Origin of the sequence: Zobellia sp. 1_MG-2023 (assembly GCF_030549125.1) — a bacterium.
Classification (GTDB): domain Bacteria; phylum Bacteroidota; class Bacteroidia; order Flavobacteriales; family Flavobacteriaceae; genus Zobellia; species Zobellia russellii.
This window is the reverse complement of record NZ_JAUOSY010000001.1, coordinates 643,165-667,658: the sequence shown is the minus strand read 5'-3', so window position 1 is coordinate 667,658 and position 24,494 is coordinate 643,165. Positions and strand designations below refer to the sequence as shown.

Sequence of the window (24,494 nt, the reverse complement as noted above, 5' to 3'; positions counted from 1 at the left end):
AATTAATTCTCCTCACTTTCCTGAATAGAAATATCTCTACGGAAAGGAATAAATAGCGGATCTACATCTTTGGTCTCACCAATAACTGATTCAATTTCCCTTTTAAGATAATTTAAATGGGCAATGGTCAGTCTATCGGTCATCACGGGAATGGTCCGCTTAATTTTTCCCTGTAAATTCAAAAGGTTATCAAGGGCCAATGAGCGCACATCCGTATTAGAGGTGTAACCTTCGGAAAGTTTAGCCAAGATACCTTCTACCAAACCTTCTGCTTCGTCCGGTTTGTAAAGCGTAATCAGGTTGGCAACATAAGATTTCTGTAATTTTCTACGATAGGCATTCGTTTGGTAGAAAACATTCATATCGCCCCAAACCAACTGGTTCAAATCATCCATATAATCTTGGGGAAGGTAGGGATCTTCATCTTCGTATCGCTCTGCAATAAAAGTCATTCTACTTAACCTACTGCCACCTAAAAGATTAAGCATAACGCTCTCCATGGTCTTGGTTACGGATTCTTTTGATTGCGGTGATTGTATGGCGTTCAAAATTTCGTTTCGCAATAACCACTTGGGTTCTTTAAAAATATAATTGTTTAAAAATACCAATGCCTGCTTTTGCTTTTGTTTATCCACGGGGCGGTATACTTCACCTTCTTCACCCATGGTTTTTGGTGTTACATAAATTCCGCCAATGTTCTTGGTAACGTGAAAAATATAGTCACTGTACTGCCCGACCAAATCCTTGTAGATCTGGTCTAAATTGGCATAATCGTCGCTGCTTTTTTCTTGCGTCCATTTTTTAAGGTAGGGAGCAATACGCTGTAAGTTTAGAATACCGTACATGCTGGCTTGCATGGCGTCGTCACCCAAGTCTTCGGTCTGTGATCTAGGGTCAAAATCGCGCCCTTCCCCGCCAAACCATAATCTTGGGTTGGCAGATACACTATCTACCACCATTTGGCTCAAGAGTTCTTTTTCGTCCCTTGCGGATAAATCATCGACAAACCGGGAGTAACCCCATTGTATGGCCCATTTATCATAATCGCCTATTCGTGGCATTAAATCTTCCGTAGGAATACTATCTTCCGGTTGTGCAACATAGTTAAAACGGGCATAATCCATAATTGAACTGGTATGGCCATTTTTTCTTAAAAACTTAGCATCCCGCAATTTTTCAACGGGAGTAGCATAGCTGGCGCCCATATTATGTCTAAGCCCTAGCGTATGACCTACCTCGTGCGAAGCCACAAAACGGATGAGATTACCCATAAGTTCCGTGTCATATTCCATTTTTCTTGCACGCTCGTCAACAGCACCGGCTTGAACCATGTACCAACTGTGCAGCAGGCTCATGAGGTTGTGGTACCAGCCAATGTGGCTCTCCAATATTTCGCCGCTTCTAGGGTCTACAATATTAGGGCCGTATGCATTTTTGGAGGGTGAGGCAAAATAACGAAGTACCGAAAAACGGGAATCTTCTAGGCTCATACTTTTGTCGTTCTCCGGCCATGGTTTACCAACAATTGCGTTTTTAAACCCGGCTTGCTCAAAGGCAACTTGCCAATCATTAATTCCTTGAATAAGAAAAGGCCTCCACTTTTTAGGGGTGGCAGGATCTATATAATAAACAATAGGTTTCTTGGGCTCTACCAACTCACCTCGTTGCCATTTTAAGGAATCTTCAGGTTTGGGCTCTAATCGCCATCTGTGTATGTAAGTGTTCCGATCTACTTGTTGCTGGTCGTCTCCAAATTCCAAATACGAACTTGCAAAATACCCCACACGGGCATCGTACAGTCTTTTTTTCATGGGAACTTTTGGAAGCAGGATAAAAGAGTTGTTGATTTCCAATGTAACCACTCCGGCAAGAATTGCTGCGGGAAGCTCTTTTCTCTTATCAACGCTAGACCTTGCCTTATAGGTTTTGACCGTTTTGATTTCCGTATTAACGGGAAACGAATTTATTTCCTTTATATAGGATTTGTCCTTTTCAAGAGAGGTGAGTTTGTAATCGTCCTTTTGATCACCACTAAGTGCCAAGAGCGGGTTTTCGCCATTTATAAAATCAGTTACTTCAATAACATGGGATTGCTTGTCTTCATTGGTAGCTTTTATGGCAAAAGCTTCAAGAATGGGGGTAATGTTAGAATTATTTACCGCTTTGGAAATAGCATCATCTTCACTAGCAGAGCTTACCAAAGTAGAAATACGAAGAAAAATGTTGTTTGAAGGTCCTTTTTCAAAAGTGATGGTGTTTTCGGAAATTTTCTCACCACCATAATTACCGGCTCCCGAAGGAGTTTTTATAAACCGGGTTACTACAAGCATCTCTCGATTAAAAAGGCTATCAGGAATTTCAAAATAGTATTTGTCCCCTACTTTGTGAACATCAAAAAGACCGTTGCTGGTAATAGCTTCACTGGAGATTAAACGATCGTAAGCCTTGGCACTGGTTGATGCTACGCTTTCTGTTTTACCCTTTTTATTGCCTTTATTGGCTATGCCTATGGTACTGCAGGATGCAGCCACAAAGAGCAACGTTATGTATATAAAAAATTGTTTCATTGATATAAATATTAACCGCTCCTACAATTTGGGATTGTAGGTGATAGTCGGTGTTCGCCCCTTAAATATGCCCGTGATGGGTCTTCGTATAAGTAGCGAACGTGTCAGTTCTTACTTTAGTATGGCGCTGGCTGAGTCTTACTCGCTTTTAACAGAAATTGTATCGGTTATTAATAGCGTACGCCTGCAGCCCTAATATATACGGCAACCCGTATTAAATAGTTGAGTTGAATATACAATTCTGAAAGTTGTATGTCAATCTATTAAGAAAAAAATAGGAAATAGAAGGTGTTTTGTAAGAAGCCACAAACACCAAGTAACAGCATTTACTACCTAATCAAGATCATGATGGCTCCTAGTGCGGTCAAGACCAAAATCATTTTTCTGTAGAAATCCTCTTTTATGATTTTTACCAGACGTATACCCAAGAAAACACCTAAGATAATTCCAGGAACCAGTTTTAGGTCAAACAGAAGAGTCTCTATGGTTATGGTTTCCCAAACGAAAATGTGCAACGGTAATTTTAAAACGTTGATGATAAGAAATAACCAGGCTGCGGTACCAATGAATTCGTTCTTGGGAACGCGCATGGCCAAAAAGTAAATATTGCTGAACGCACCACCTAAATTGCCTATCATGGTAGTAATACCGGCAATGGTTCCTACAAGGCCTGCAAATAGCCAATGTGTGGGAACTGATTTGGACTTTCGCCTATCCCACCAGTACATCATAAGCACGCTCACCAAAATGATGATGGCCATAGCAATTTTGAACAGCCCTTCATCCAGATCGTTGCCAATCAATACTCCACAAGCTATCCCAACGAGAATCCACGGCAAGAATTTTATGATATGTGCCCAATTGGCGTGTCTGTTGTAATAGATAACGGCAAAAATATCGCCCATCACCAAGAGGGGAACTACTATGCCGGTAGATGCTTTTGCAGTAAAGGCAAGTGCCATTAACGTAACATTTACAATTGCAATTCCTTTAATGCCAGCCTTTGAGAGTCCAATAACGGTTGCAGCTGTAAATGCAAGGGCCCAAGCAGTAAGTGTAATGTCAAAAGAAGTAGTTAAAAGCACAGGAAGAGGTTTGTATGAAAAAGGCAAAAGTATCCTAAAAAATAATATCTTTAAAGACTAATCCCAAAACCAACCCTCTTTAATGGAACTATCCACTCTAGATTATAGTTTTATCATTGTTTTTTTCTCAATTGTCCTAGGTATTGGATTTTACGTTTCTAAAAAATCGGGTAAGAACTCATCCGAGTTTTTTCTGTCCGGCAGAACTATGCCCTGGTGGTTATTGGGTCTTTCAATGGTGGCTACTACCTTTTCTACCGACACACCTAATTTGGTAACGGACATTGTTAGGACCAATGGGGTTTCTGGGAACTGGGTTTGGTGGGCTTTTTTGATTACCGGTCTTTTAACTGTTTTTGTATATGCCAAACTTTGGCGTAAGTCCAATGTAAACACAGATTTAGAATTTTATGAAATGCGTTACGGGGGTGCTCCGGCAAGCTTTTTAAGAAAGTTCAGGGCCGTATATCTAGGTGCACTTTTCAATATTATTACAATGGCATCCGTAACCTTGGCCGCTATTAAGATCGGTGGTATTATGTTAGGTCTAGAACCATGGGAAACCGTAGTTGGCGCGGGATTAATTACCGTTACCTTTAGTGCTTTGGGAGGTTTTAAAGGAGTGGTCTATACTGATTTTCTTTTGTTCTTTGTAGCCATGTCCGGAGCTATAGGCGCCGCATATTATTTGGTAAATATACCCGAGGTTGGTGGTATTGAGGCGTTAATAGCGCATGAAAATGTAATGGGGAAACTTGATATTGTTCCTGATTTCAGTAATAAAAAGGCATTGATTACCCTTTTTATTATTCCGTTGGCCGTACAGTGGTGGAGTTCTTGGTACCCGGGTGCTGAACCAGGTGGTGGAGGTTATATTGCGCAACGTATGTTGGCCGCAAAAGACGAAAATCATGCTATTGGCGCCACATTCTTTTTCAATATCATGCACTATGCCTTAAGGCCTTGGCCATGGATATTGGTGGCATTGGCATCATTGGTGGTTTACCCGGATATTGCAAGTATTCATGAGGCTTTTCCTAATATTGCGGAAGACAAACTAGGACAGGATTTGGCCTACTCCGCCATGTTGACCAAGCTCCCAAGCGGACTTTTAGGTGTGGTCTTGGCTTCTTTGATCGCAGCTTATATGAGTACTATTTCTACACAGTTAAACTGGGGTTCATCTTATATTGTATTTGATTTTTACAAGCAACAGATAAACCCTAATGCTACTGAAAAGCAAATGGTGGCCGTGGGTAGAATTTCTACTGTTGTACTTATGATCCTGAGTGCAGGTTTGGCTTTGGCACTTGAGAATGCGCTTCAGATTTTTGACATTCTATTGACCTTTGGTGCGGGCACCGGACTCATTTTTATCTTAAGATGGTTTTGGTGGCGTATTAATGCATGGAGTGAAATTACGGCTATGTTTGCTTCAGGGGTAATTTCAATTGTATTGAAAACTACTTCTTTGGGGGCAGTTCTTTTTGCTGAAACAACAGGAGTTTTTCCGGATTGGGCCGAGTATCCTTTTGTAGTGGTGGTTACTTCTGCTATTTGGTTAACGGCAACGTTTATGACACAACCTGAATCTAAAGAAACGCTTCGGTCATTTTATAAGCGTATTCAGCCGGGGGGACCAGGTTGGTCTAAAGTGGTTGATGATGCCAAGGCCGATGGAGAAAAAATTAAGAACAATAATGAAAAGTGGAGCGTGCCCCAAGGTATTACCGCAATGGTTCTTGGGTGTGTTCTTATCTACACAATTATGTTCGCAACCGGATATTGGATTTACGGTAGAACCGAAGCCGCATTATTGCTTACAGGAATTGCCGTAGTCTCGGGCTTCCTGCTTATACGGGCTTGGAACAAAATGAAAGAAAATATACTTTAAATGAGATAAAAAGATGAGGTGGTACGGTTGTTACTCTACACTCTCCAAAATAATTTGTAGTACCTCATCCTGATTTATTTCTATTATTGAAGTAGATTTTATCTCTCTTCTATTACCATCTTCATCGTAGGTGTAGGATTTAAAGGAAACCTCTTCCTCATTGTCAAACACTTGCATTTGGTAAATAGTAATAGACCCTTGCTCTAGTGATGTTAGGCTATAGTTGCTCAAACTTTGTCCATATTCCTTTTCTGCTCCAGTACCTTTTCTGAGTTTGAAAGTCACGTAATCTGCGGAAAATCCGGTTGAGTTGGCGAAAGAAATTCCAGTGTCGTTTGAGATTTTGGCCTCTCCGCTTACTAGACTTGGTTCTTCTTCATCTTTAGAACAGCTTGCGGTCAACACCAATACAACACTGCAAAGTAGGTATACAATGCGCTTTTTCATAAGTAGGTTTTTAAAGGAGGATTGGGAGCCTCCAGGTTTGCTTAGGTGCTATTGGCTAACACCTTTAGAATCAACGCCTGTTAGGTGAGCTTATTGTATAAAATCGTTGTTCGGTCTTTAATTGTAGAAATGGGTAGTTCTGAATTCCATGTTGGTTTTTTCAGGATTGTAGCTAAGCATACCATTTAAAGAAAACTTGCGTTATAATTTATCCAAACTTTAACCAAACCTACCTACGTATGAGATTTTATCGTCTTCTTCTAGTGGCTTTTGTCTTTTCTGCAACTTGTTCCCAAGCTCAAGAAACCAAAAAAATAGATGCTTATTGGCAGCTTCTTTTAAAGAATCAGAGAGAGGAGGCTAAAGTTAAGTTTCAGAAAAAGAACAAGGGTAGTTTGCCAGATTTGTTAACCAATGAACTTATAGCCAATGAGAATGGTACATTTACTTCTGCCGATGGCTTTATTACAAACGTAGTTGCCCAGCCGGATTTTGAATATTACCTCTACGCATTGTGGAACCATAATTTCTTTTTCGATTCCTATTTAACAACAGGATTCAACAGAAAAAATGTGGCTAACATAAATGGCGTACCATTAGAAAGAATTAAAAATACAACTGTTAAGGAGTCGCTTAGGTACCTCAAATCTGCCGTAGCTCAACATTCCGATGATTGGGCAGCGTACGACCAATTGAATTATGAAATACCAGCTATTAAGGCTTGGCAGTTTTGTGGTAGTTTTGAGAATTTGAACGGTAGTGGTTTGGCTACGGAATATGCTCCGGAAAAGAATACTACTTCCAAAACGGATTTTAACGCCAATAGCAACGGATTTATCAATTGGTATACACAAAGGGGGCGTGAGAAAGATGCGTATCAATATTACTCTAACCACGCAGAATATGGTGGTGGCGTAAATTATGCACAAAGTTTTATAAGCAATCCATCAGCAAAAAAAGCAGTAGTACGTTTAGGTAGTTCATCTTTTGCAAGAGTTTGGCTAAATGATGTACTCATCTATGAAAACACCAATGATGGCATTACCGATTTGGATGCCTATAATGTGCTCGTAAACCTTCCTGCCGGAAACAACCGATTATTAGTAAAGAGCGCGGACCAAAGCGGAATAGCCTATTTTATTGTTAGAATTACAGATGAAGAAGGACACGCTTTTACCGATTTGGAATACAGTGCAACCCCAGTTGCCTATCAAAAAAGTTCATTGGAGCGTATTGCTCCCAAAGTATTGACACATGACGTAGAAGCCTTTTTTCAAAATAAATTAAAGAAAGACCCAAACAATTTTTTCAACACGATATGCTTGGTAAGTGCGTATTTGAGAAATTCAAAATTCAATGAGGCCAAGGCAACTTTACAACCATGGATAGAAGCCTATCCGGAAAGCTCGTTTCTTAGAAAATATCATATTGAGTGTTATACAAAGGAAAAGGATTATGCTTCTGCAAAGGAGTTGCAAAAAAATATCCAAAGCGATGATGAAAACTACTATCTGTCGTACATCTATCGTTTTGAGGAATCTCGGGAACTTTTTAAACTGCCCTTACAGGAGTTTGAGGCATTTGTAGCGGACTTTTCGGCTTCTACGGATATGGATATTTTAAAACAATCGGCTAAATTGTTATTGAATATTAGGCAAGAAAATAAATCTGCCGTAAAGGAAACGTTACAGACCATTACCGATAATTATAAGGATCAGTTGAGTATCCTAAAAGTCTACCTCAATATATATTCCGCCTATTTGAATGAAGACGATAAGGCCATACAGATTTTAGAAGATATAGATGACACCTATTTTGATTACAGCGCATTAAAATCTCTCGTTGCTTTTTATAACAAGCAAGACCGAAAGGAAGAGGCCTTGGCCCTTTTTGAAAAGCGATATAATTTGGTGGATCACGATAATATCTACTTGTCCGATTATATTGCCTACCAACATGAATATAAGAAGTATGAAGCGTCTTTACCTTATATAGATCAAATGTTGGAGAATTTCCCGTATTCATTTGTGGCCATGGAATTAAAAGGTACGGCTCTAGAGCAATCCGGACGTAAAAAGGAAGCTCTGGTTTGGTATAAAAAATCACTTGGACATAATGGCGCAAATACCTCCTTACGCAAGAAAATAGACGATTTGTCCAACGCCAAGGATTATCTAGAAGAACTAGCTACACCCAATATATATGAATTTATGGCCCAGACCCGTAATAAGGGAGTTAAGGGCAACTATGGGTATAATTATTTGTTGGATGAAAGTCTGTTGCAACTGTATCCGGAAGGTGGCGGTAAGTCTCAGACGCGTTATGTGGTTGAGATTACCAGCGATAGTGGTATAGAATCTTTAAAAGAGGTAAACCTTGGTTTAAGTGGCAATTATCACATTACAAAATCCGAAATAGTAAAACCTAATAAAAAAATTGTTCCCGCGTCTAGAAGCGGTTCCAGTATTGTTTTTAACAATCTTGAAATTGGCGATATCATCTACGTAGATTATGAAAGTAGTTATGCCAATAGCGGTAGGTTTTATAAAGACCATGTAGACTATTTTCAGTTTGATTCTTTTCACCCTATTCATAAGAACACCTTAAAAATATTAGTGCCTAAGGGCAAGGACTTCAATACTAAAACACTTAATGGGGATGTCAGCTATAAAAAGCGAACAATAGATGATTATGTATACCATGAGTGGGAGACCATTGATCAGAAAGAACTTTCGCCAGAGGAGAACTTTATGCCTAGCCTTAGTGATGTAGCTAGCTATGTACACGTAAGCACAATAGGTTCTTGGGATGAGATAGCCAATTGGTATTCAGATTTGGTACGCCCACAAATCGTTATCAACTCAGATGTTAAAGAAGCCTATAAAACAATTTTCCCATCCGGAAGCGATTCTTTTTCGGAAGACGAAAAGGCCTCTAAGATCTACTATTATATTATGGAGAACTTTAGCTATAGCCATGTAGGTTTTAGACAAAGTGGATATGTTCCGCAGCGGCCCTCAAAAACTATAAAATCTAAGCTAGGCGATTGCAAGGACTTTTCAACGCTGTATGTCACCTTGGCCCAAATGGCCGGTCTAAAGTCGCATTTAGTTTTGGTGCTTACCTCAGATTATGGCGAAAGCACCATGGTATTGCCAAGTCAAGATTTTAATCACTGTATAGCCAAGGTATTTATAGATGGTAAACCCCAGTATTTGGAACTTACGGACAACAATATGCCCTATAAGTCTATACCTACCAGTTTAGAAAGTGCTACTGCTTTGGATATCCCCAATAAATGGATGGAAGATGTAAAGAAGGGCATTTACAAGTTAAGAAATGTTGACCATACTACCACGGTGCTGGAAAGTAACATGGAGTATGTAATTGGAGAAGGTTCTCATAAATTAAGAATAGAATCTGTTTTAAAGGGAAGCATAAACGCTCATTATGCAGCTATTTTTAAGGAGAACAATTATGAGGTAGTAAAGAAGAGTATTACGGACGATTTTAAAAGTAGGATTTCAGAAGATTTTTCCATGGATAGTATTCATGACATACATTATGAACTACGTTCGCCTGTTTTAAAGTACACGTCAGACCTGACGGTTAACGAAAAATTGGATGAAATTGGCAGTATGAGGGTGTTTCGTATTCCAGCGGTGAACAACGCTTATAACACGTCCATAATCCAAGATGACGAGCGTACTTTTCCAATTGATTATCTGTTGTATGAAAATGCAGACGTTTACAAGTCTAGTTATGTTATTAAACTGAAAGAAGACGAGCGTTTTGTTGAAATTCCGGAAAGTGCGGATTATAGTTTTAAAAAGCATCAGTTTAAAATAAACTATGACTTGGCTAAAGAGAATGAACTGCATGTTTCCATAGAGGCTAAAACTTCAAAAGAACGTATTCCGGCAAGTGATTACAAAGACTTCAAGGCCTACGTAAAAGCGGCCTTAGATGCCAAGCAGCAACTAATAGGGTTTAAGAAAAGTAAGAAGGAAACCAAAGTAAGCTTTTCAGGTAAAAAATAGTTTACCCGTTGTTCTGGTAAGACATAAGCTTGGCTACATATTTGCCAATAACGTCAAACTCTAAGTTTACCGTTGTACCTATTTGGTATGATTTAAAACGGGTGTGTTCGTAGGTATAGGGAATAATGGCCACACTAAAGCTGTTCTTTTCGGAATTTACCACTGTAAGGCTGGTACCGTCTATGGTTATAGAACCCTTTTCTATAGTAGGGTTTCCCGTAGCGGCATCGTATTCAAAAGTAAAGAACCAACTACCGTCTTTCTCCGCAATGGCGGTACACGTGCCGGTTTGGTCTACATGGCCTTGAACAATATGGCCGTCTAGGCGAGAACCAAGAATCATGGCGCGCTCAAGGTTTACTTTATCACCTACCTTTAGGTCGTCTAAATTGGTTTTCTGTAAAGTTTCATCAATAGCTGTTACGGTATAGCTGTTTTCATCCAAAGAAACTACCGTTAAACAAACCCCGTTATGAGATACGCTCTGGTCTATTTTAAGTTCTGGCGTTAATGAAGATTTAACCGTAATATGAAGGTTACTGCCCTCTTGTTCCAATTGCTGTATTTCGCCCAAAGTTTCGATAATGCCCGTAAACATGTTCCGTTAAATTTAAGTAGTTTTGTACCCTAGATTATTAGGCAAAGGTAAAGAATAAGATGCAGGAAGAAGGAAAAATTAAACTGGGTATTTCTATAGGCGATTTAAACGGAATAGGTTGTGAGGTAGTACTCAAGACCTTTGAAGATGCACGCATGCTGGATTTTTGTACACCCGTCATATTTGCATCCAACAAAACCATTTCTTTTCAGAAAAAAGAATTGGGCCTGAATATTAATTATCATGGCATTACAGATGCTTCTAAAGCGGTAGACGGTAAGATAAATGTAGTTAATGTATGGAAAGAAGTTCCTAAAATTAAGTTTGGAGAAGCTACCGAAGAAGGAGGTAAATATGCTATTAAGTCTTTACGGGCGGCAGTTGATGCTTTAAAGAATGATACTATAGATGCTCTGGTTACGGCCCCGATCAATAAAAATAACATTCAGGCAGACGATTTCAAATTTCCCGGCCATACTGATTTCTTGGCCCAAGAATTGGAAGGGGAGAGCTTAATGTTCATGGTTACGGATGACCTTAAAGTTGGTTTGCTTACCGATCATGTTGCCGTAAAGGACGCTCCGGCAGCCATAAATCCTATATTAATAAGAAATAAGGTGCGCACCATAGAGAAATCTTTGCAAATGGATTTTGGAATTCGCGCTCCCAAGGTAGCCATGTTGGGCATTAATCCGCATAGCGGAGATAACGGTATAATAGGTAAAGAAGACGATGAGGTCATGAAACCGGTCATAAAGGAAATGTCAGAATCGGGCCATTTGGTTTTTGGACCATATTCTGCGGACAGTTTTTTTGGGTCGGACGGCTACAAAAATTTTGATGCCATTCTAGCGGCCTATCACGATCAAGGGCTTATTCCTTTTAAGACGCTTTCATTTGGTAAAGGGGTTAATTATACAGCAGGCCTTTCTAAGGTAAGAACCTCTCCGGACCACGGTACGGCGTATGAGATTGCAGGTAAAGGCAAGGCGGATCATAGCTCGTTTAAGGAAGCGGTCTTTACTGCTTTACATATTTTTAAAAATAGAAAAGAATATCAAGAACTTACTGAAAACCCTTTGCAAAAGCAGCGTATAAGGAGATAAAAGCTTGTTTTTGGGCCAATGTTTCGCTTTAATTTCAAGAAATGGTCTAAAAGATAGGCGAACTTATTGAATTCCAATTAAAAAAGGGTTGTAAGTTTATTAAATAATAGTATCTTTGCACCCGCCTTTAATCTGGCGGTGTATAAAAATCAGTGTTGAAATGATGAAGCAAAAGGAGTTTAACATTCCTTTCTCTGGATTAGGACAAGGAAAACACGAATTTGAGTATACGATTAATAACCCGTTCTTTGAATCTTTTGGGTATGAAGAGTTCAACGCGGCAGACATTAAGTTGGATGTTGTTTTGAACAAGATGAGCACAATGCTTGAGTTAGAGATGAAAGCCCAGGGCACGGTTAATGTAAATTGCGACCTGACCAACGAGCCTTTTGATCAGCCCATAGAGGCAGATTTGGAACTCGTGGTCAAATTTGGGGAAGAATATAATGATGAAGATGATGAAATTCTAATCATTCCCCACGGAGAACATCAGGTCAATATTGCACAATACGTATACGAAATGTTAGTGTTGGCCGTACCGCAAAAAAGAATTCACCCAGGGGTATTAGATGGTACGTTGCAATCGGAAGCCTTAAAAAAGCTTGAGGAACTGCAGCCAAAGAAAGAGAAAAAAGAGAGTGATCCCAGATGGGACGAATTAAAGAAACTGTTAACGGATAAATAAGTTTTAAATGGCACATCCTAAGAGAAAAATATCGAGAACCAGAAGGGACAAAAGAAGAACCCATTATAAAGCAGTAGCACCAACTTTGGCTACTGATCCAACTACTGGCGAAATGCACTTGTTCCACAGAGCGCATTGGCATGAAGGTAAATTATACTACAAAGGTCAAGTTTTGATCGATAAGACTGAAGAGGCTGAAGCATAAATGTATCGGTTATCTTAATAATGAATTCACGACTCCCGTATTTAATGACGGGAGTTTTTTATTTCTACTACTGAAATCTCAAAAACGCATAGTTTTACAGGACGAATTGATAAAAATTGATTAATTTTCACCAATTTTGAGGCATTTTTGAAGGTTTCTGATATCAAATCAACTTTAAGATGAGTAAAATAACAGCAGCAATTACAGCTGTAGGAGGGTATGTTCCGGAATTTGTTCTTACCAACAACATGCTGGAAGATATGGTAGAGACAAATGATGAATGGATTGTCTCCAGAACGGGAATAAAAGAAAGAAGGGTGTTAAAACCCGAAGAGGGAGAAGGTACTTCGTATTTGGCTATTAAAGCTGCGCAAGACCTGATCCAAAGAAAAAATATTGATCCAAAAGAAATTGATCTAATAATGATAGCCACTGCTACACCAGATAGTATGGTGGCATCTACAGCGGCTTTTGTAGCGTCCGAAATTGGGGCTGTAAACGCATTTGCCTATGATCTTTTGGCGGCTTGTTCCAGTTTTTTATTCGGCATGTCAACCGCGGCCAGTTACATAGAGTCCGGTAGGTACAAAAAGGTAATGCTGATTGGGGCAGATAAAATGTCTTCAATAATAGATTATACAGATCGTACCACATGTATTATTTTTGGTGATGGTGCGGGTGCGGCTTTGTTCGAACCTAACGAAGAAGGTCTAGGATTACAAGATGAATATTTAAGGGCAGACGGTTCCGGAAGACAATTTTTGGGAATGGATGCAGGAGGCTCTTTAATGCCCGCTACCATAGAAACGGTTAAGAATAGAAAGCACTTTATCTACCAAGATGGTAGAACGGTGTTCAAATTTGCGGTTTCCAATATGGCAGATGTAGCGGAGAGAATTATGAAACGCAACAACTTGGAACATACAGATGTTTCTTGGTTGGTGCCACACCAAGCTAATAAGAGAATTATAGATGCTACGGCCAATAGAATGGGTCTGGACAGTTCTAAAGTTCTTATGAATATAGAAAGATACGGTAACACCACATCGGCAACCTTACCGTTACTGTTGGCTGATTTTGAGGGCCAGTTGAAAAAAGGCGATAACCTTGTTTTTGCCGCTTTTGGCGGAGGTTTCACCTGGGGTTCCATTTACCTAAAATGGGCTTATTAAATTAAATACCGATCATTTAAATAAATAACATCCATGGATATTAAAGAAATTCAAAGCCTGATCAAGTTTGTAGCAAAATCAGGGGCCAGTGAAGTAAAGTTGGAAATGGAGGATTTAAAAATCACCATTAAAACGGGTACTTCGGATTCTGGAAACGAAACAACCTATGTGCAACAGATTCCTATGCCACAAGCTCAGATGATGTCTGCGCAAGCTCCGGCACAAACTGTTGAGGTTGCTGCGGCCGATACGGCCAAAACAGAGAAAAAAGATGATGAGTCTAAGTATATCACTATTAAATCGCCAATAATCGGTACTTTTTATAGAAAGCCATCACCGGATAAGAGTGCGTTTGTAGAAGTGGGTACTTCTATCGGAAAAGGAGATGTGCTTTGTGTTATTGAGGCAATGAAACTTTTTAACGATATTGAATCTGAGGTTTCTGGTAAAATCGTTAAGATTTTAGTTGAGGATTCTTCTCCTGTAGAATTTGATCAACCATTGTTCTTGGTAGATCCGTCATAATTATAAATTCTGAATCCCAAATAAGGTTCCCTTTAGGGGAATGGATTGTTGGTACTTAGATTTTGGAATTTAAATTAAAAAAGTATGTTCAAAAAAATATTAATTGCAAATAGGGGAGAGATTGCGTTACGTGTTATACGTACCTGTAAGGAAATGGGTATAAAGACCGTAGCCGTCTATTCTAAGGCAGATGAAGAGAGTTTGCATGTTCGTTTTGCTGATGAGGCCGTCTGTATTGGTCCTGCTCCAAGTAGCGAATCGTACCTGAAAATACCAAATATTATCGCGGCAGCGGAAATTACAAATGCCGATGCCATTCACCCAGGTTACGGGTTTCTTTCGGAAAATTCTAAATTCTCCAAAATATGTGCAGAGCACGATATTAAATTTATTGGAGCTTCCGGTGAGCACATAGACCGTATGGGAGATAAGGCTTCTGCCAAGAAAACCATGAAAGAGGCCGGCGTTCCTACAGTTCCTGGTTCGGACGGTTTATTAAAAGATGTTGTAGATGCCATAAAAACTGCCAAGAAAATGGGGTATCCCGTTATGATCAAGGCAACTGCCGGTGGTGGTGGTAAGGGTATGCGCGCCGTTTGGAAGGAAGAGGAAATGGAAGACCTTTTTGAGAGTGCCGTACAGGAAGCTACCGCAGCATTCGGCAACGGCGGTATGTACATGGAAAAGCTGATAGAGGAGCCAAGACATATTGAAATTCAGATTGTTGGAGACCAATACGGTAAGGCATGTCATTTATCGGAAAGAGATTGCTCAGTACAGCGAAGACACCAAAAGCTTACAGAAGAAACCCCATCACCCTTTATGACGGATAAACTTCGTGAAGAGATGGGAGCGGCAGCCGTTAAAGCTGCGGAGTACATAAAATACGAAGGAGCGGGAACCATAGAATTTTTGGTAGATAAGCACAGAAATTTCTATTTCATGGAAATGAATACCCGTATTCAGGTAGAGCACCCTATTACGGAACAGGTTATTGATTACGATTTAATTCGTGAGCAGATACTTGTAGCTGGAGGCGTGCCTATTTCTGGTAAAAATTATTTACCTAAACTTCATTCTATTGAATGTAGAATCAACGCTGAAGATCCTTACAATAACTTTAGGCCTTCACCGGGTAGGATTACTACCTTACATACTCCAGGAGGTCATGGTGTTCGTATGGATACGCACGTTTACAGTGGCTATAGCATACCACCAAATTACGATTCTATGATTGCAAAATTGATAACCACTGCGCAAACACGTGAAGAGGCTATCAATAAAATGAAAAGGGCTTTAGATGAGTTCGTAATTGAAGGCATTAAAACAACTATACCGTTCCACAGGCAATTAATGGATCACCCAGATTATTTAGCAGGTAATTATACTACCGCATTTATGGAAGATTTCAAAATGGATCCGCCACCAGCGGAATAAGATTTAAAACCCCGATATTTATCGGGGTTTTTTTATACAGTAAAATGGAGCTAAGTTATTGGGAGTATAAAACGTGGTTAACGAATGTTGATTTCACTATTGTGGGTAGTGGTATCGTGGGGCTTAACTGTGCTTTGCGTCTTCGTGAGCGATTTCCAAAAGCGAAAATCCTTATTTTGGAAAAGGGTTTTTTGCCTCAAGGAGCGAGCACCAAAAATGCTGGATTTGCATGCTTTGGGAGTATTTCCGAAATTTTGGCGGACTTGGATATACATAGCGAACAAGAAGTGATCGAACTGGTCGCACAGCGCTGGAAAGGAATACAAAAACTCCGTAAAAACCTGGGCGATAAAGCAATGGATTTTCAGGTAAACGGTGGCCATGAATTGTTTCTTGATGCGGCGCAGGAGCTATATCAGAAGTGTGTGCAAAACCAATCTGAAATTAACGCACTGTTGCACCCGATCTTTAAAGCAGATGCATTTCACGGGTCTCCTAATACCTTTGGTTTTAAAGGGATAAAGGAAAATTATATTACCCATAGGTTTGAAGGGCAGTTGGATACTGGAAAAATGATGAACGGACTGTTAAAATTGGTACAGCAGGCAGGAATTACTATACTTAATTCCATTACCGTAGAGCATTTTTCCGCAGACCGCTCCAGCGTCAAAATAAAAACAAATAGGTTTGAATTTTCATCTAAAAAAATGCTCATCGCTACCAATGGTTTCGCTCCGCAATTAATTGGTGAGGATGTTAAGCCCGCAAGGGCGCAAGTATTGATTACCAAACCCATTGAAAATTTGCCTCTAAAGGGAACCTTTCATTTTGATGAGGGCTATTATTATTTTAGGAATATAGATAATCGGGTTTTGTTTGGAGGTGGTAGAAATCTTGATTTTAAAGGAGAGGAAACAGATCGGTTTGGTAATTCACAATTGATTCAGGTACATCTAGACAAATTATTGAAGGAAGTAATTCTGCCCGAGACTCCATTTACCATTGATCACAGGTGGAGCGGAATTATGGGAACGGGTATGCAAAAGAAACCTATAGTCAAGCAGCTTTCGGAAAATGTGTATTGTGGTGTTAGGTTAGGAGGCATGGGCATAGCTATTGGGAGTACAATAGGTCATAACTTAGCAGACTTAATTGCATAGTTTATTTGGTTTCCCCTAAGCGTAGCCTTGATAATACCATAGTTTTGCAGGCTGGCCTAGATTCATTACTTTAACTACTTTGAACGAACCTCTCCTAATTTATATGAAAGATAAGAAGCACCTGCGTAGTAGTGAATGGTTTGGTGGTAAGGATAAAATGGGCTTCGTGCACCGTTCTTGGCTCCGAAACCAAGGGTATCCAGATGATTATTTCACGGGCAAACCCGTTATTGGAATCTGCAACACATGGTCAGAACTTACACCTTGTAATGGGCATTTACGAGATTTTGCGGAAGTGGTTAAAAGAGGAATTCTTGAAGCTGGTGGTTTTCCTATGGAGTTTCCGGTAATGTCTTTAGGGGAGACTATTATGAGGCCAACATCTATGCTTTTTAGGAATTTGGCGAGTATGGATACGGAAGAATCCATACGGGCTAATCCTCTTGACGGAATTGTTTTGTTGACTGGCTGCGATAAGACTACGCCCAGCACCGTAATGGGCGCTTGTAGTGTAGATTTACCCACTATTGTAGTTCCTGGTGGCCCAATGTTAAGCGGTAGGTTTAGGGGAGAAAAAATGGGTTCCGGTTCTATGAATTGGATGATCAAGGAAAAACGAAGCGTACATGGTTTTAGTGATGCCGATTTTACCGAGGCCGAAGTTTGTGTTGCCCGGAGTATTGGGCATTGCAATACTATGGGAACAGCTTCAACTATGGCAACAATGGTAGAAGCGTTAGGACTTACTTTACCTGGTTTTTCATCAATTCCCGCGGCGGATTCCCGTAAGAAATTGTTCGCGCAGCTCTCGGGAAGGCGTATTGTAGAAATGGTTAAGGAGGATTTAAAATTGTCAAAAATATTGACTAGGGAAGCTTTTGAGAACGCTATAGTTACTAACGCTGCGGTTGGGGGGTCTACCAACCTCATTATTCATCTTACGGCAATTGCGGGTAGAATAGGTGTAGATTTAAATTTGGAAGATTTTGATGTCTTGGGGAGCAAGGTGCCTCTATTGGTAAACTTGAAGCCTTCCGGAAAGCATTTAATGGAAGATTTCTTTTATGCTGGCGGAATTTCCGTGGTCATGAAAGAGTTAAGGTCCAAGCTACATGATACGGCCCTTACCGTAAACGGAAAACACATTACGGAGAACTATAATGAGGCGGTTTGTTATGATACTGATGTTATAGCATCAGTGGAAAAACCCGTCCAACAAAATGCGGGCATTGCGGTGCTTAAAGGTAATTTGTGTAAGAACGGGGCAGTAATAAAGCCTTCGGCCGCATCAAAGGAATTAATGAAGCATACCGGAAAAGCGGTTGTTTTTGAAAGCATGGAAGACTATCATGCTAGAATTGATGATCCTAATTTAGATATAGATAAGAACAGTGTAATTGTTTTAAAGGGAGTGGGCCCCAAAGGTTACCCAGGTATGCCGGAAGTGGGCAACGTAGATCTTCCTAAAAAACTTTTGATGCAAGGAGTTACGGATATGGTTCGAATATCGGACGGTCGTATGAGTGGCACCGCTGCTGGAACCGTAATTTTACACGTTTCCCCGGAATCAACGGTGGGCGGAACATTGGCCTTGGTACAAAATGGAGATTTAATCCAGTTAGATGTGGAGAACAGAAGTCTTGATCTATTGGTTGCCGAAAGTGAACTGGAACAACGTAAGGCGGTATGGAAAGCGCCTAAACCTTTGGCGGATAGAGGATATGTAAAAATGTATATAGACCATGTAGAACAGGCGCATAAGGGTGCCGATCTGGATTTTTTGGTAGGAGGTTCCGGAGCTAAGGTAGATAGGGATTTACATTAAAGGTACATGATAAAGAAAGAGCAGCTACATCAGTTCTGTACCACGTTCGTTATTGAACGTGTAGCCAGGATTCAGAAAAATATAGAGGACATACAAACCTCATTGTTATCAGAAACAAAAAGTAGTGCGGGAGACAAGCATGAAACCGGTAGGGCAATGTTACAGCTTGAACGCGAGAAACTGGGGCAACTGTTAGCGGAGGCCGAAAAAATGAAGCAAACACTATCTAAAGTACCTAAGGAAGCCTCAAAGACCGTTGTGGGTCTTGGGAGCTGGGTGGTTACTTCAAAAGCGGATTATTATTTAGCAATTTCTGCAGGCGAATTCAAATCCGAAGGGAAAAGTGTTTATTGTATATCTGCTGCAACCCCAATAGCCCAACTACTCTTTGGAAAAGAACAGGGCGCCAGCACCACCTTTAACGGTCAAGAAATTAAGATTATTGAAATTAGATAGTTGTCAAGAAAAAGAAAGTGTTACCCAATACCTTTCATTGATGCCAAAGTGGCAGACCAAACAATAACCGAGGAAAAGAATATTCCTATAGTATTGGCCCAAAAGGCTTTGGTTTTTTCAATTTTAAAAAGATAGGATGCAATACTACCAGCGTACACCCCTGTGCCGGGCACCGGAAGCATTACAAAAAAGATGAGTCCCCAGAATCCGTAACGTTTTATTTTATCGCCTGAACCGGTTTTAGCCCGCCGCGCCACGAAAATAGCCGACTTCTTATAAAATCCCCAGCGTAAAAAATAGCGGTTTACTTTCTCCAGAAAGAAGAGCATTAGCGGAAAAACAAGTACGTTGGCGGCAAAACAAAGCAAGAATACCAGATAGATATTAAGGCCATTGAGTAACCCATAGGGTATACCCACCTTTGCTTCCCCAAAAGGAGAAAGGCTCCATAACATGGCAATAATGAAATCTATAATCACAACATTTTTTTTTGGAAGCGCTAAACTACTAATCCATGGGGTTTGAGCACCATTGGAACTCATAAATAATTCCAAAAATTGTGCCGCTCAAAAATAGAAGGTTCTTTTTAACAGATTTTAACTTTTCGATAAGAGGTACAATATTATCTATCTATCTGAGTTTTAGAATGCAGATAGTATTAACCAAAACTTAAACCTATGAAATCTTTATTTGCAAAATTATTTTTACTGGCCTTTGTTTCAATGACTGCCTTTTCGTGCAGTGTAAAATCTGAATTGGAAGATATTGCAGATGAGCTAGAGGAAGAGAACAACAACGATGCTAGAACTGAAGTCATCAAACTTGAGGACAATAAATAGTTCTGAGCACTACAAATAACAAAAAGGGAACCTTAATAGGTTCCCTTTTTTTATGGTCTCATGTTTCTAGAAGATAGTCTACCGTTGTTACTGAACAAGAATACTATTGTCAGTAGCAGTTGGGTTCATGGGGCAAAAATATACATATTCCCCTTTTTCCAATACCGTAGGTTTAGATGACTGTGTTTTTCCAGTAGCAACCACCTCTGTTACATAGGCAGTCTGAATGTGGTTTTCAGGCTTGCTAATATCCTCTCCTTTTTTTACTAGAACAAAACCAACATCATGACCAACTCCATTGTTGGCAATTTCAAAAACATACGTACCCGGTGTTACGGTAAGTTGTTTTTTAGTAAACTCGCCCGGAGTTTGTTCCAAGGCAATTGTTTTTACTTTTTTGCTCATTTTGTCCTGAGCATTTGCTGAAAATGCCACGGTGAAAACTAATGCTAATGCTGCGATAATATTTTTCATAATTTTTTGAATTTTGTCTTTTTTAAAAAGACGGGTTTTTAATATTTATTTAAATTTAAAAGGACTTTAATTGCCCAGCGCTATAAAGGTTGCGCTAGATTTATGTTAAGCTTCAACAGATTGTAATGGTGCTGCAACTGGAAAATCTACAGGAACATCTGTGGTCTTGTGTAAGTAGTTAGAAATGGTTTTGTCTCCTACCAATACAATAGTATCTACTAAGTTCTCTTTAGTCCATCCTGCATTAAGGAATTTCTCAACTATAGCCTCATCGGCTGCTCCACGGTTTTCAGTAACGTTTTTTGCAAACCCGGCAAGGGCATCCAATTTAGCATCAAAAGATGCTTTCCCAGCTCTAAGCTCAAGAATTTCAGCATCGCTAAATCCATTCATTTTTCCAATAGCCGTATGCGCAGAAAGGCAATAGGTACATTGGTTAACTTCGCTCACTGCTAAGTTCACTACCTCTTTTTGTTTGGCGCTCAAAGATGTTTTTGCGTTGCTTAAGGCTAAATAATTAGCTAGCGCATTTTCAGAATAGGCATACGTAGCGTAAAGGTTGGGTACAAAGCCAACAGCTTTTTCCAAATTATCAAAAATGGCTTGATTGCCTGTGCTTACTTCTTCTCTTTTGGGTACATTAAAATTGCTCATAATTTTAGATATTTTGTCAGTTTAATGAAGCATATATCTAGTGCTCCGTTTCTATGACGATTATTAACTTGTTTTTGTTCTAAAGTTCTACATGCGGTTTTTCAGCATCACAATAAAAATCATGATGATGTTTTTGCTCACAATGCACATTTGCATTTATAGTTTGCAATTGTTTTCTGGGATGAGAAAAAATCTCTATTAGGTTAAAAAGGGATATATGTTTTAAATTCATCTTGCGTTGTTTTTTAATTACAAGGCAAAGATGCGAAGTAAGTGAGGCTGTTTGTTAGGAGCGATTGCCCGACCGCTTGTAGAAATTTCCCTTTACGAAGAAATTGGGGCTATTTCTCTATATTGAGAGGGAGATGTACCGGTCATTTTTTTAAAAAACCTACTGAAATGTGCTGGATCATTAAAGCCTAGATCGTATGCAATTTCCTGGTTTTGCTTGTCCGTAAAATTTATCAATCGTTTTGCTTCAAGTGCCAAACGATCTAAAATAATCTGTTGTGGTGATTTTTGGTTATAAATGGAAAACAGGTTCGAAAGCGTTTTTGGGCTTTTATAAAGAAGCTCTGCATAATCGCTAACCTTTCTTTTGGTTTTGTAATGCGTGTCTACCAATACGTTAAACTTTCTTATAATTTCAACCTGGTCATTATTTAACTTTTTTACGATAAGTTGTTCCTTGGCCAGACGTGTACAGATAATTATAAGTCGTTTTAACAGCATTTGAAGCATGTCTCCCTGTATACCGTCGGGTGTGGAAAATTCATCTTGAAACACCTCGTACAAAGTCTCGAACTTGCGTTTTTGTTCTACAGGAATAGTTATGATCGGGAGGTCTTGGGTTCCAAAAAATAGAATGCCGTTACAAGATACTTCATGGTCGTGATCATTAATACAATAGAATTCTCTGTTGAAATGAAAAGCGGTTAATGGCAATTCCGTTTTTTCATAGGAAACATGCTGCAGGTAGGTAGTAGTAACTAGCTGATCCGGTAATAGCTCAATGGGCATGCCATCTATGTGTAGTTCTAGAGGCAAGTTATTACGGTTCCAGAGCATACAAATGTTTCCGGATTGTATTGAAAATTGATTCTGGTATTTTTTAATATCATTCGTAAACCCTAAGTGAGAGCCTAGTTTTGTATCATTGAATTCAAATTTCATCTGCAGCAGATTGGATGTTTTAAAATTAGTCTCCCTTGTAATGATAACCTTACCCAAATGGTACTTGGAAAGTTAATCTTTGTTGTTAAACGAGTCTAACTGTTTGTTAGGCAAAAAGTCTTTTTGTACTATTACCAAAGGAAATCAAAATAGTGGTCAATTTAACTATTAAGAGTATGAAGGCGTACGATGAAGCGGTAGATAAATTTTTTAGCAAGACAAATATTAGTCCTGTGCCATTGGTTTCTTGGGACCTGCACAGTCTTAATTTTCAGAAACTTTGTATAAGCGGAAAAGACCTGAGATACATACAGGCCTTGGCCCAACGGAATAGATGGGCGTATGATAAAACGGATTTGTTGTCCTCATTGGGCGAAGAGGTTGTGGTTGTAACCAATAGCCAATTGACTATAGTACATGCTACGGAAAACCTAGTTTTAATGACGGGCTATAAACCGGAAGAGGTTATTGGAAAAACACCTAAACTGTTTCAGGGCAAGGAAACTAGCAGAGAAGCTTTGGCCAAAATAAAAACGGCCATCGAAAGAAAGGTTCCTTTTGAGGCCGTTGTTCTAAACTATAAAAAGGACGGAAGTACATACCATTGTGAAATAAAAGCAGAGCCTATATTCAACAACAGAGGTCAACTCGTCAACTTTATTGCATTTGAAAAAGAAGTGGCCTAAGACCACTTCTTTCAATATACATTACTATTTATTTACTTTCTATTTCGGTAACACGTAGCGTGTTTACCATACCTTTTTCCTTCATGGGCATTGCGGCTAAACTAATTAGCATATCGCCTGTTTCCAAAAGGCCTTTATCACATGCCATTTTATTTACGTCTTCAATAGTTTCATCCGTAGAGACATATTTGTCGTAATAAAAAGCGCGAACACCCCAAAGAAGGTTCAACTGCGTAAGAATACGCTTGTTAGAGGTGAATACTAAAATGTGGGAACTTGGTCTCCAAGCAGAAATCTGGAATGCAGTATATCCACTATTGGTCAACGTAGAAATGGCTTTTGCCTTAATTTCGTTGGCCATAATGGCGGCATGATAACAAATGGACTTGGTAATATATCTTTTTGTGCGGATATGCGGTGGATCATGAGGTACTTGAATAAGCTCCGAACCTTCTACACTTTGAAGAATACTTGCCATTTTTTCAATAACCTGAACCGGGTAATTACCTACGGAAGTCTCACCGGAAAGCATAACGGCATCTGCCCCATCCATAACGGAGTTGGCCACATCGTTAACCTCGGCACGTGTAGGCGTAAGGCTTGTAATCATCGTTTCCATCATTTGTGTGGCGATAATTACTGGAATACGAGCTCTTTTGGCCCTTAGCACCAATTGCTTTTGAATTAACGGAACCTCCTGTGCAGGCACTTCAACACCTAAATCGCCACGAGCAACCATTAACCCATCACAATAAGCAACGATCTTATCTATGTTTTCAACGGCTTCAGGCTTTTCAATTTTAGCTATAATCGGAATTTTCTCATCGGCATGCTCCTTAATGATTGCTTGTAAATCAATAAGATCTTGGCTAAAACGAACGAAGGAAAGTGCGATCCAGTCTACTTTTAAAGAAATAGCAAAAATGGCATCCTTAACGTCCTTTTCCGTTAGGGCAGGTAAAGAGATGTTGGTGTTAGGCAGGTTAACCCCTTTTTTGGAGCGTAACGGACCACCTTGTATCACTTTGGTCTTTACTTCGGATTTTTTATCCGTAGCAACTACTTCAAACATTAATTTACCATCGTCAAGCAAGATACGCTCACCTGGCTTAACATCCTGAGGAAAAGCGGCATAGTTCATATATACCCTTTCGGAAGTACCTTCAAAAGGCTCGCCGGTAACAAAAGTAATTTCATCACCTGGGGAAACTACAACTTCACTAGCCATAACACCTACCCTAAGTTTAGGGCCTTGTAAATCTGCAAGAATGGAGGTATTACGACCGGTTTCTTCATTGAGTTCCCGTATCATTTTTACACGTTCTGTAACATCTGAGTAATCTGCATGTGAGAAGTTGATGCGAAAGACATCTACACCAGCCTCCATCATATCTTTCAGCACTTCTTTTTTACTTGTGGCCGGCCCTAGGGTGGCTACAATTTTTGTTTTTTTATTACTTGGCATT

22 protein-coding genes are annotated in these 24,494 nt (G+C 39.6%); 13 read left to right on the top strand and 9 right to left on the bottom strand.

Annotation, left to right across the window (positions count from 1 at the left end; genetic code table 11):
* Positions 1-2: 2 nt before the first annotated feature.
* Together Q4597_RS02695 and Q4597_RS02690 are read right to left on the bottom strand one after the other, a co-directional pair.
* Positions 3-2,567, bottom strand: coding sequence for a zinc-dependent metalloprotease (locus tag Q4597_RS02695; protein WP_303404640.1), 2,565 nt, complete (start codon positions 2,565-2,567; stop codon positions 3-5).
* Positions 2,568-2,896: 329 nt separating this feature from the next.
* Positions 2,897-3,652, bottom strand: a complete 756-nt coding sequence (locus Q4597_RS02690) for a sulfite exporter TauE/SafE family protein (RefSeq protein ID WP_303404639.1) — start codon at positions 3,650-3,652, stop codon at positions 2,897-2,899.
* Positions 3,653-3,734: 82 nt separating this feature from the next.
* Between Q4597_RS02690 and Q4597_RS02685 the strand changes: the two genes are divergently transcribed.
* Positions 3,735-5,546 carry a sodium:solute symporter family protein gene (locus tag Q4597_RS02685; RefSeq protein ID WP_303404638.1) on the top strand — a complete coding sequence of 604 codons (1,812 nt, stop codon included), beginning with the start codon at positions 3,735-3,737 and terminating at the stop codon, positions 5,544-5,546.
* 30 nt (positions 5,547-5,576) lie between these two features.
* Here the strand turns inward: Q4597_RS02685 and Q4597_RS02680 are convergent, their stop codons facing one another.
* The gene (locus Q4597_RS02680) at positions 5,577-5,993 is read right to left on the bottom strand and encodes a hypothetical protein (protein ID WP_215913519.1); all 417 of its coding nucleotides are present in this window, start codon (positions 5,991-5,993) and stop codon (positions 5,577-5,579) included.
* A gap of 239 nt (positions 5,994-6,232) precedes the next feature.
* On the opposite strand from Q4597_RS02680, the gene Q4597_RS02675 reads away from it, so the two are divergent.
* Positions 6,233-10,033 carry a transglutaminase domain-containing protein gene (locus Q4597_RS02675; RefSeq protein ID WP_303404637.1) on the top strand — a complete coding sequence of 1,267 codons (3,801 nt, stop codon included), beginning with the start codon at positions 6,233-6,235 and terminating at the stop codon, positions 10,031-10,033.
* Position 10,034: 1 nt separating this feature from the next.
* Here the strand turns inward: Q4597_RS02675 and Q4597_RS02670 are convergent, their stop codons facing one another.
* Positions 10,035-10,631: a riboflavin synthase gene (locus Q4597_RS02670; RefSeq protein ID WP_303404636.1), complete on the bottom strand. Its 597-nt coding sequence runs from the start codon at positions 10,629-10,631 to the stop codon at positions 10,035-10,037.
* A gap of 59 nt (positions 10,632-10,690) precedes the next feature.
* On the opposite strand from Q4597_RS02670, the gene pdxA reads away from it, so the two are divergent.
* The 9 genes from pdxA to Q4597_RS02625 all read left to right on the top strand — a co-directional run bounded on the left by pdxA (position 10,691) and on the right by Q4597_RS02625 (position 19,202).
* Complete coding sequence (gene pdxA / locus Q4597_RS02665) at positions 10,691-11,737, top strand: 4-hydroxythreonine-4-phosphate dehydrogenase PdxA (RefSeq protein ID WP_215913522.1); 1,047 nt, start codon at positions 10,691-10,693, stop codon at positions 11,735-11,737.
* Between the two features lie 163 nt (positions 11,738-11,900).
* Positions 11,901-12,422: a DUF177 domain-containing protein gene (locus Q4597_RS02660; RefSeq protein WP_215438200.1), complete on the top strand. Its 522-nt coding sequence runs from the start codon at positions 11,901-11,903 to the stop codon at positions 12,420-12,422.
* 7 nt (positions 12,423-12,429) lie between these two features.
* Complete coding sequence (gene rpmF, locus Q4597_RS02655; protein ID WP_215436978.1) at positions 12,430-12,627, top strand: 50S ribosomal protein L32; 198 nt, start codon at positions 12,430-12,432, stop codon at positions 12,625-12,627.
* 179 nt (positions 12,628-12,806) lie between these two features.
* A complete protein-coding gene (locus tag Q4597_RS02650; protein ID WP_303404635.1) occupies positions 12,807-13,799 on the top strand; it encodes a beta-ketoacyl-ACP synthase III in 993 nt (330 codons plus the stop codon).
* Positions 13,800-13,832: 33 nt separating this feature from the next.
* Positions 13,833-14,324 (top strand): acetyl-CoA carboxylase biotin carboxyl carrier protein, encoded by a 492-nt coding sequence (gene accB / locus Q4597_RS02645; RefSeq protein WP_215436982.1) that lies wholly within the window; start codon positions 13,833-13,835, stop codon positions 14,322-14,324.
* Positions 14,325-14,408: 84 nt separating this feature from the next.
* Positions 14,409-15,761, top strand: coding sequence for an acetyl-CoA carboxylase biotin carboxylase subunit (gene accC / locus Q4597_RS02640; RefSeq protein WP_215436984.1), 1,353 nt, complete (start codon positions 14,409-14,411; stop codon positions 15,759-15,761).
* A gap of 44 nt (positions 15,762-15,805) precedes the next feature.
* Positions 15,806-16,921, top strand: coding sequence for an FAD-binding oxidoreductase (locus tag Q4597_RS02635; protein ID WP_303404634.1), 1,116 nt, complete (start codon positions 15,806-15,808; stop codon positions 16,919-16,921).
* Between the two features lie 103 nt (positions 16,922-17,024).
* Positions 17,025-18,746 (top strand): IlvD/Edd family dehydratase, encoded by a 1,722-nt coding sequence (locus tag Q4597_RS02630; RefSeq protein WP_303404633.1) that lies wholly within the window; start codon positions 17,025-17,027, stop codon positions 18,744-18,746.
* A 6-nt stretch (positions 18,747-18,752) separates the two neighbouring features.
* Complete coding sequence (locus Q4597_RS02625) at positions 18,753-19,202, top strand: 3-oxoacyl-ACP synthase (RefSeq protein WP_303404632.1); 450 nt, start codon at positions 18,753-18,755, stop codon at positions 19,200-19,202.
* Positions 19,203-19,222: 20 nt separating this feature from the next.
* Here Q4597_RS02625 and Q4597_RS02620 read toward each other — a convergent pair whose 3' ends face one another.
* Complete coding sequence (locus Q4597_RS02620; RefSeq protein ID WP_215436996.1) at positions 19,223-19,681, bottom strand: small multi-drug export protein; 459 nt, start codon at positions 19,679-19,681, stop codon at positions 19,223-19,225.
* 198 nt (positions 19,682-19,879) lie between these two features.
* Here Q4597_RS02620 and Q4597_RS02615 point away from each other — a divergent pair, with 198 nt between their 5' ends.
* Positions 19,880-20,041, top strand: coding sequence for a hypothetical protein (locus tag Q4597_RS02615; RefSeq protein ID WP_215941072.1), 162 nt, complete (start codon positions 19,880-19,882; stop codon positions 20,039-20,041).
* Positions 20,042-20,128: 87 nt separating this feature from the next.
* On the opposite strand, the gene Q4597_RS02610 is transcribed toward Q4597_RS02615, so the two are convergent.
* The 3 genes from Q4597_RS02610 to Q4597_RS02600 form a co-directional block, all read right to left on the bottom strand.
* Positions 20,129-20,515, bottom strand: a complete 387-nt coding sequence (locus Q4597_RS02610) for a cupredoxin domain-containing protein (RefSeq protein ID WP_303404631.1) — start codon at positions 20,513-20,515, stop codon at positions 20,129-20,131.
* 105 nt (positions 20,516-20,620) lie between these two features.
* Positions 20,621-21,169, bottom strand: a complete 549-nt coding sequence (locus Q4597_RS02605; protein WP_289037612.1) for a carboxymuconolactone decarboxylase family protein — start codon at positions 21,167-21,169, stop codon at positions 20,621-20,623.
* Positions 21,170-21,493: 324 nt separating this feature from the next.
* Entirely contained in the window at positions 21,494-22,342 is an 849-nt protein-coding gene (locus tag Q4597_RS02600) for a helix-turn-helix domain-containing protein (protein WP_303404630.1), read from the bottom strand.
* Positions 22,343-22,518: 176 nt separating this feature from the next.
* Here Q4597_RS02600 and Q4597_RS02595 point away from each other — a divergent pair, with 176 nt between their 5' ends.
* Positions 22,519-23,028, top strand: a complete 510-nt coding sequence (locus Q4597_RS02595; protein WP_303404629.1) for a PAS domain-containing protein — start codon at positions 22,519-22,521, stop codon at positions 23,026-23,028.
* Between the two features lie 28 nt (positions 23,029-23,056).
* Here the strand turns inward: Q4597_RS02595 and pyk are convergent, their stop codons facing one another.
* Entirely contained in the window at positions 23,057-24,493 is a 1,437-nt protein-coding gene (pyk, locus tag Q4597_RS02590) for a pyruvate kinase (protein ID WP_303404628.1), read from the bottom strand.
* Position 24,494 lies beyond the last annotated feature (1 nt).

Bases quoted from the DNA above. Each gene is read 5' to 3' on its own strand.
- Q4597_RS02695 (WP_303404640.1), bottom strand. From the start codon at position 2,567: ATGAAACAATTTTTTATATACATAACGTTGCTCTTTGTGGCTGCATCC.
- Q4597_RS02685 (WP_303404638.1), top strand. From the start codon at position 3,735: ATGGAACTATCCACTCTAGATTATAGTTTTATCATTGTTTTTTTCTCA.
- Q4597_RS02680 (WP_215913519.1), bottom strand. From the start codon at position 5,993: ATGAAAAAGCGCATTGTATACCTACTTTGCAGTGTTGTATTGGTGTTG.
- Q4597_RS02675 (WP_303404637.1), top strand. From the start codon at position 6,233: ATGAGATTTTATCGTCTTCTTCTAGTGGCTTTTGTCTTTTCTGCAACT.
- Q4597_RS02670 (WP_303404636.1), bottom strand. From the start codon at position 10,631: ATGTTTACGGGCATTATCGAAACTTTGGGCGAAATACAGCAATTGGAA.
- pdxA (WP_215913522.1), top strand. From the start codon at position 10,691: ATGCAGGAAGAAGGAAAAATTAAACTGGGTATTTCTATAGGCGATTTA.
- Q4597_RS02660 (WP_215438200.1), top strand. From the start codon at position 11,901: ATGAAGCAAAAGGAGTTTAACATTCCTTTCTCTGGATTAGGACAAGGA.
- rpmF (WP_215436978.1), top strand. From the start codon at position 12,430: ATGGCACATCCTAAGAGAAAAATATCGAGAACCAGAAGGGACAAAAGA.
- Q4597_RS02650 (WP_303404635.1), top strand. From the start codon at position 12,807: ATGAGTAAAATAACAGCAGCAATTACAGCTGTAGGAGGGTATGTTCCG.
- accB (WP_215436982.1), top strand. From the start codon at position 13,833: ATGGATATTAAAGAAATTCAAAGCCTGATCAAGTTTGTAGCAAAATCA.
- accC (WP_215436984.1), top strand. From the start codon at position 14,409: ATGTTCAAAAAAATATTAATTGCAAATAGGGGAGAGATTGCGTTACGT.
- Q4597_RS02635 (WP_303404634.1), top strand. From the start codon at position 15,806: ATGGAGCTAAGTTATTGGGAGTATAAAACGTGGTTAACGAATGTTGAT.
- Q4597_RS02630 (WP_303404633.1), top strand. From the start codon at position 17,025: ATGAAAGATAAGAAGCACCTGCGTAGTAGTGAATGGTTTGGTGGTAAG.
- Q4597_RS02625 (WP_303404632.1), top strand. From the start codon at position 18,753: ATGATAAAGAAAGAGCAGCTACATCAGTTCTGTACCACGTTCGTTATT.
- Q4597_RS02615 (WP_215941072.1), top strand. From the start codon at position 19,880: ATGAAATCTTTATTTGCAAAATTATTTTTACTGGCCTTTGTTTCAATG.
- Q4597_RS02610 (WP_303404631.1), bottom strand. From the start codon at position 20,515: ATGAAAAATATTATCGCAGCATTAGCATTAGTTTTCACCGTGGCATTT.
- Q4597_RS02605 (WP_289037612.1), bottom strand. From the start codon at position 21,169: ATGAGCAATTTTAATGTACCCAAAAGAGAAGAAGTAAGCACAGGCAAT.
- Q4597_RS02600 (WP_303404630.1), bottom strand. From the start codon at position 22,342: ATGAAATTTGAATTCAATGATACAAAACTAGGCTCTCACTTAGGGTTT.
- Q4597_RS02595 (WP_303404629.1), top strand. From the start codon at position 22,519: ATGAAGGCGTACGATGAAGCGGTAGATAAATTTTTTAGCAAGACAAAT.
- pyk (WP_303404628.1), bottom strand. From the start codon at position 24,493: ATGCCAAGTAATAAAAAAACAAAAATTGTAGCCACCCTAGGGCCGGCC.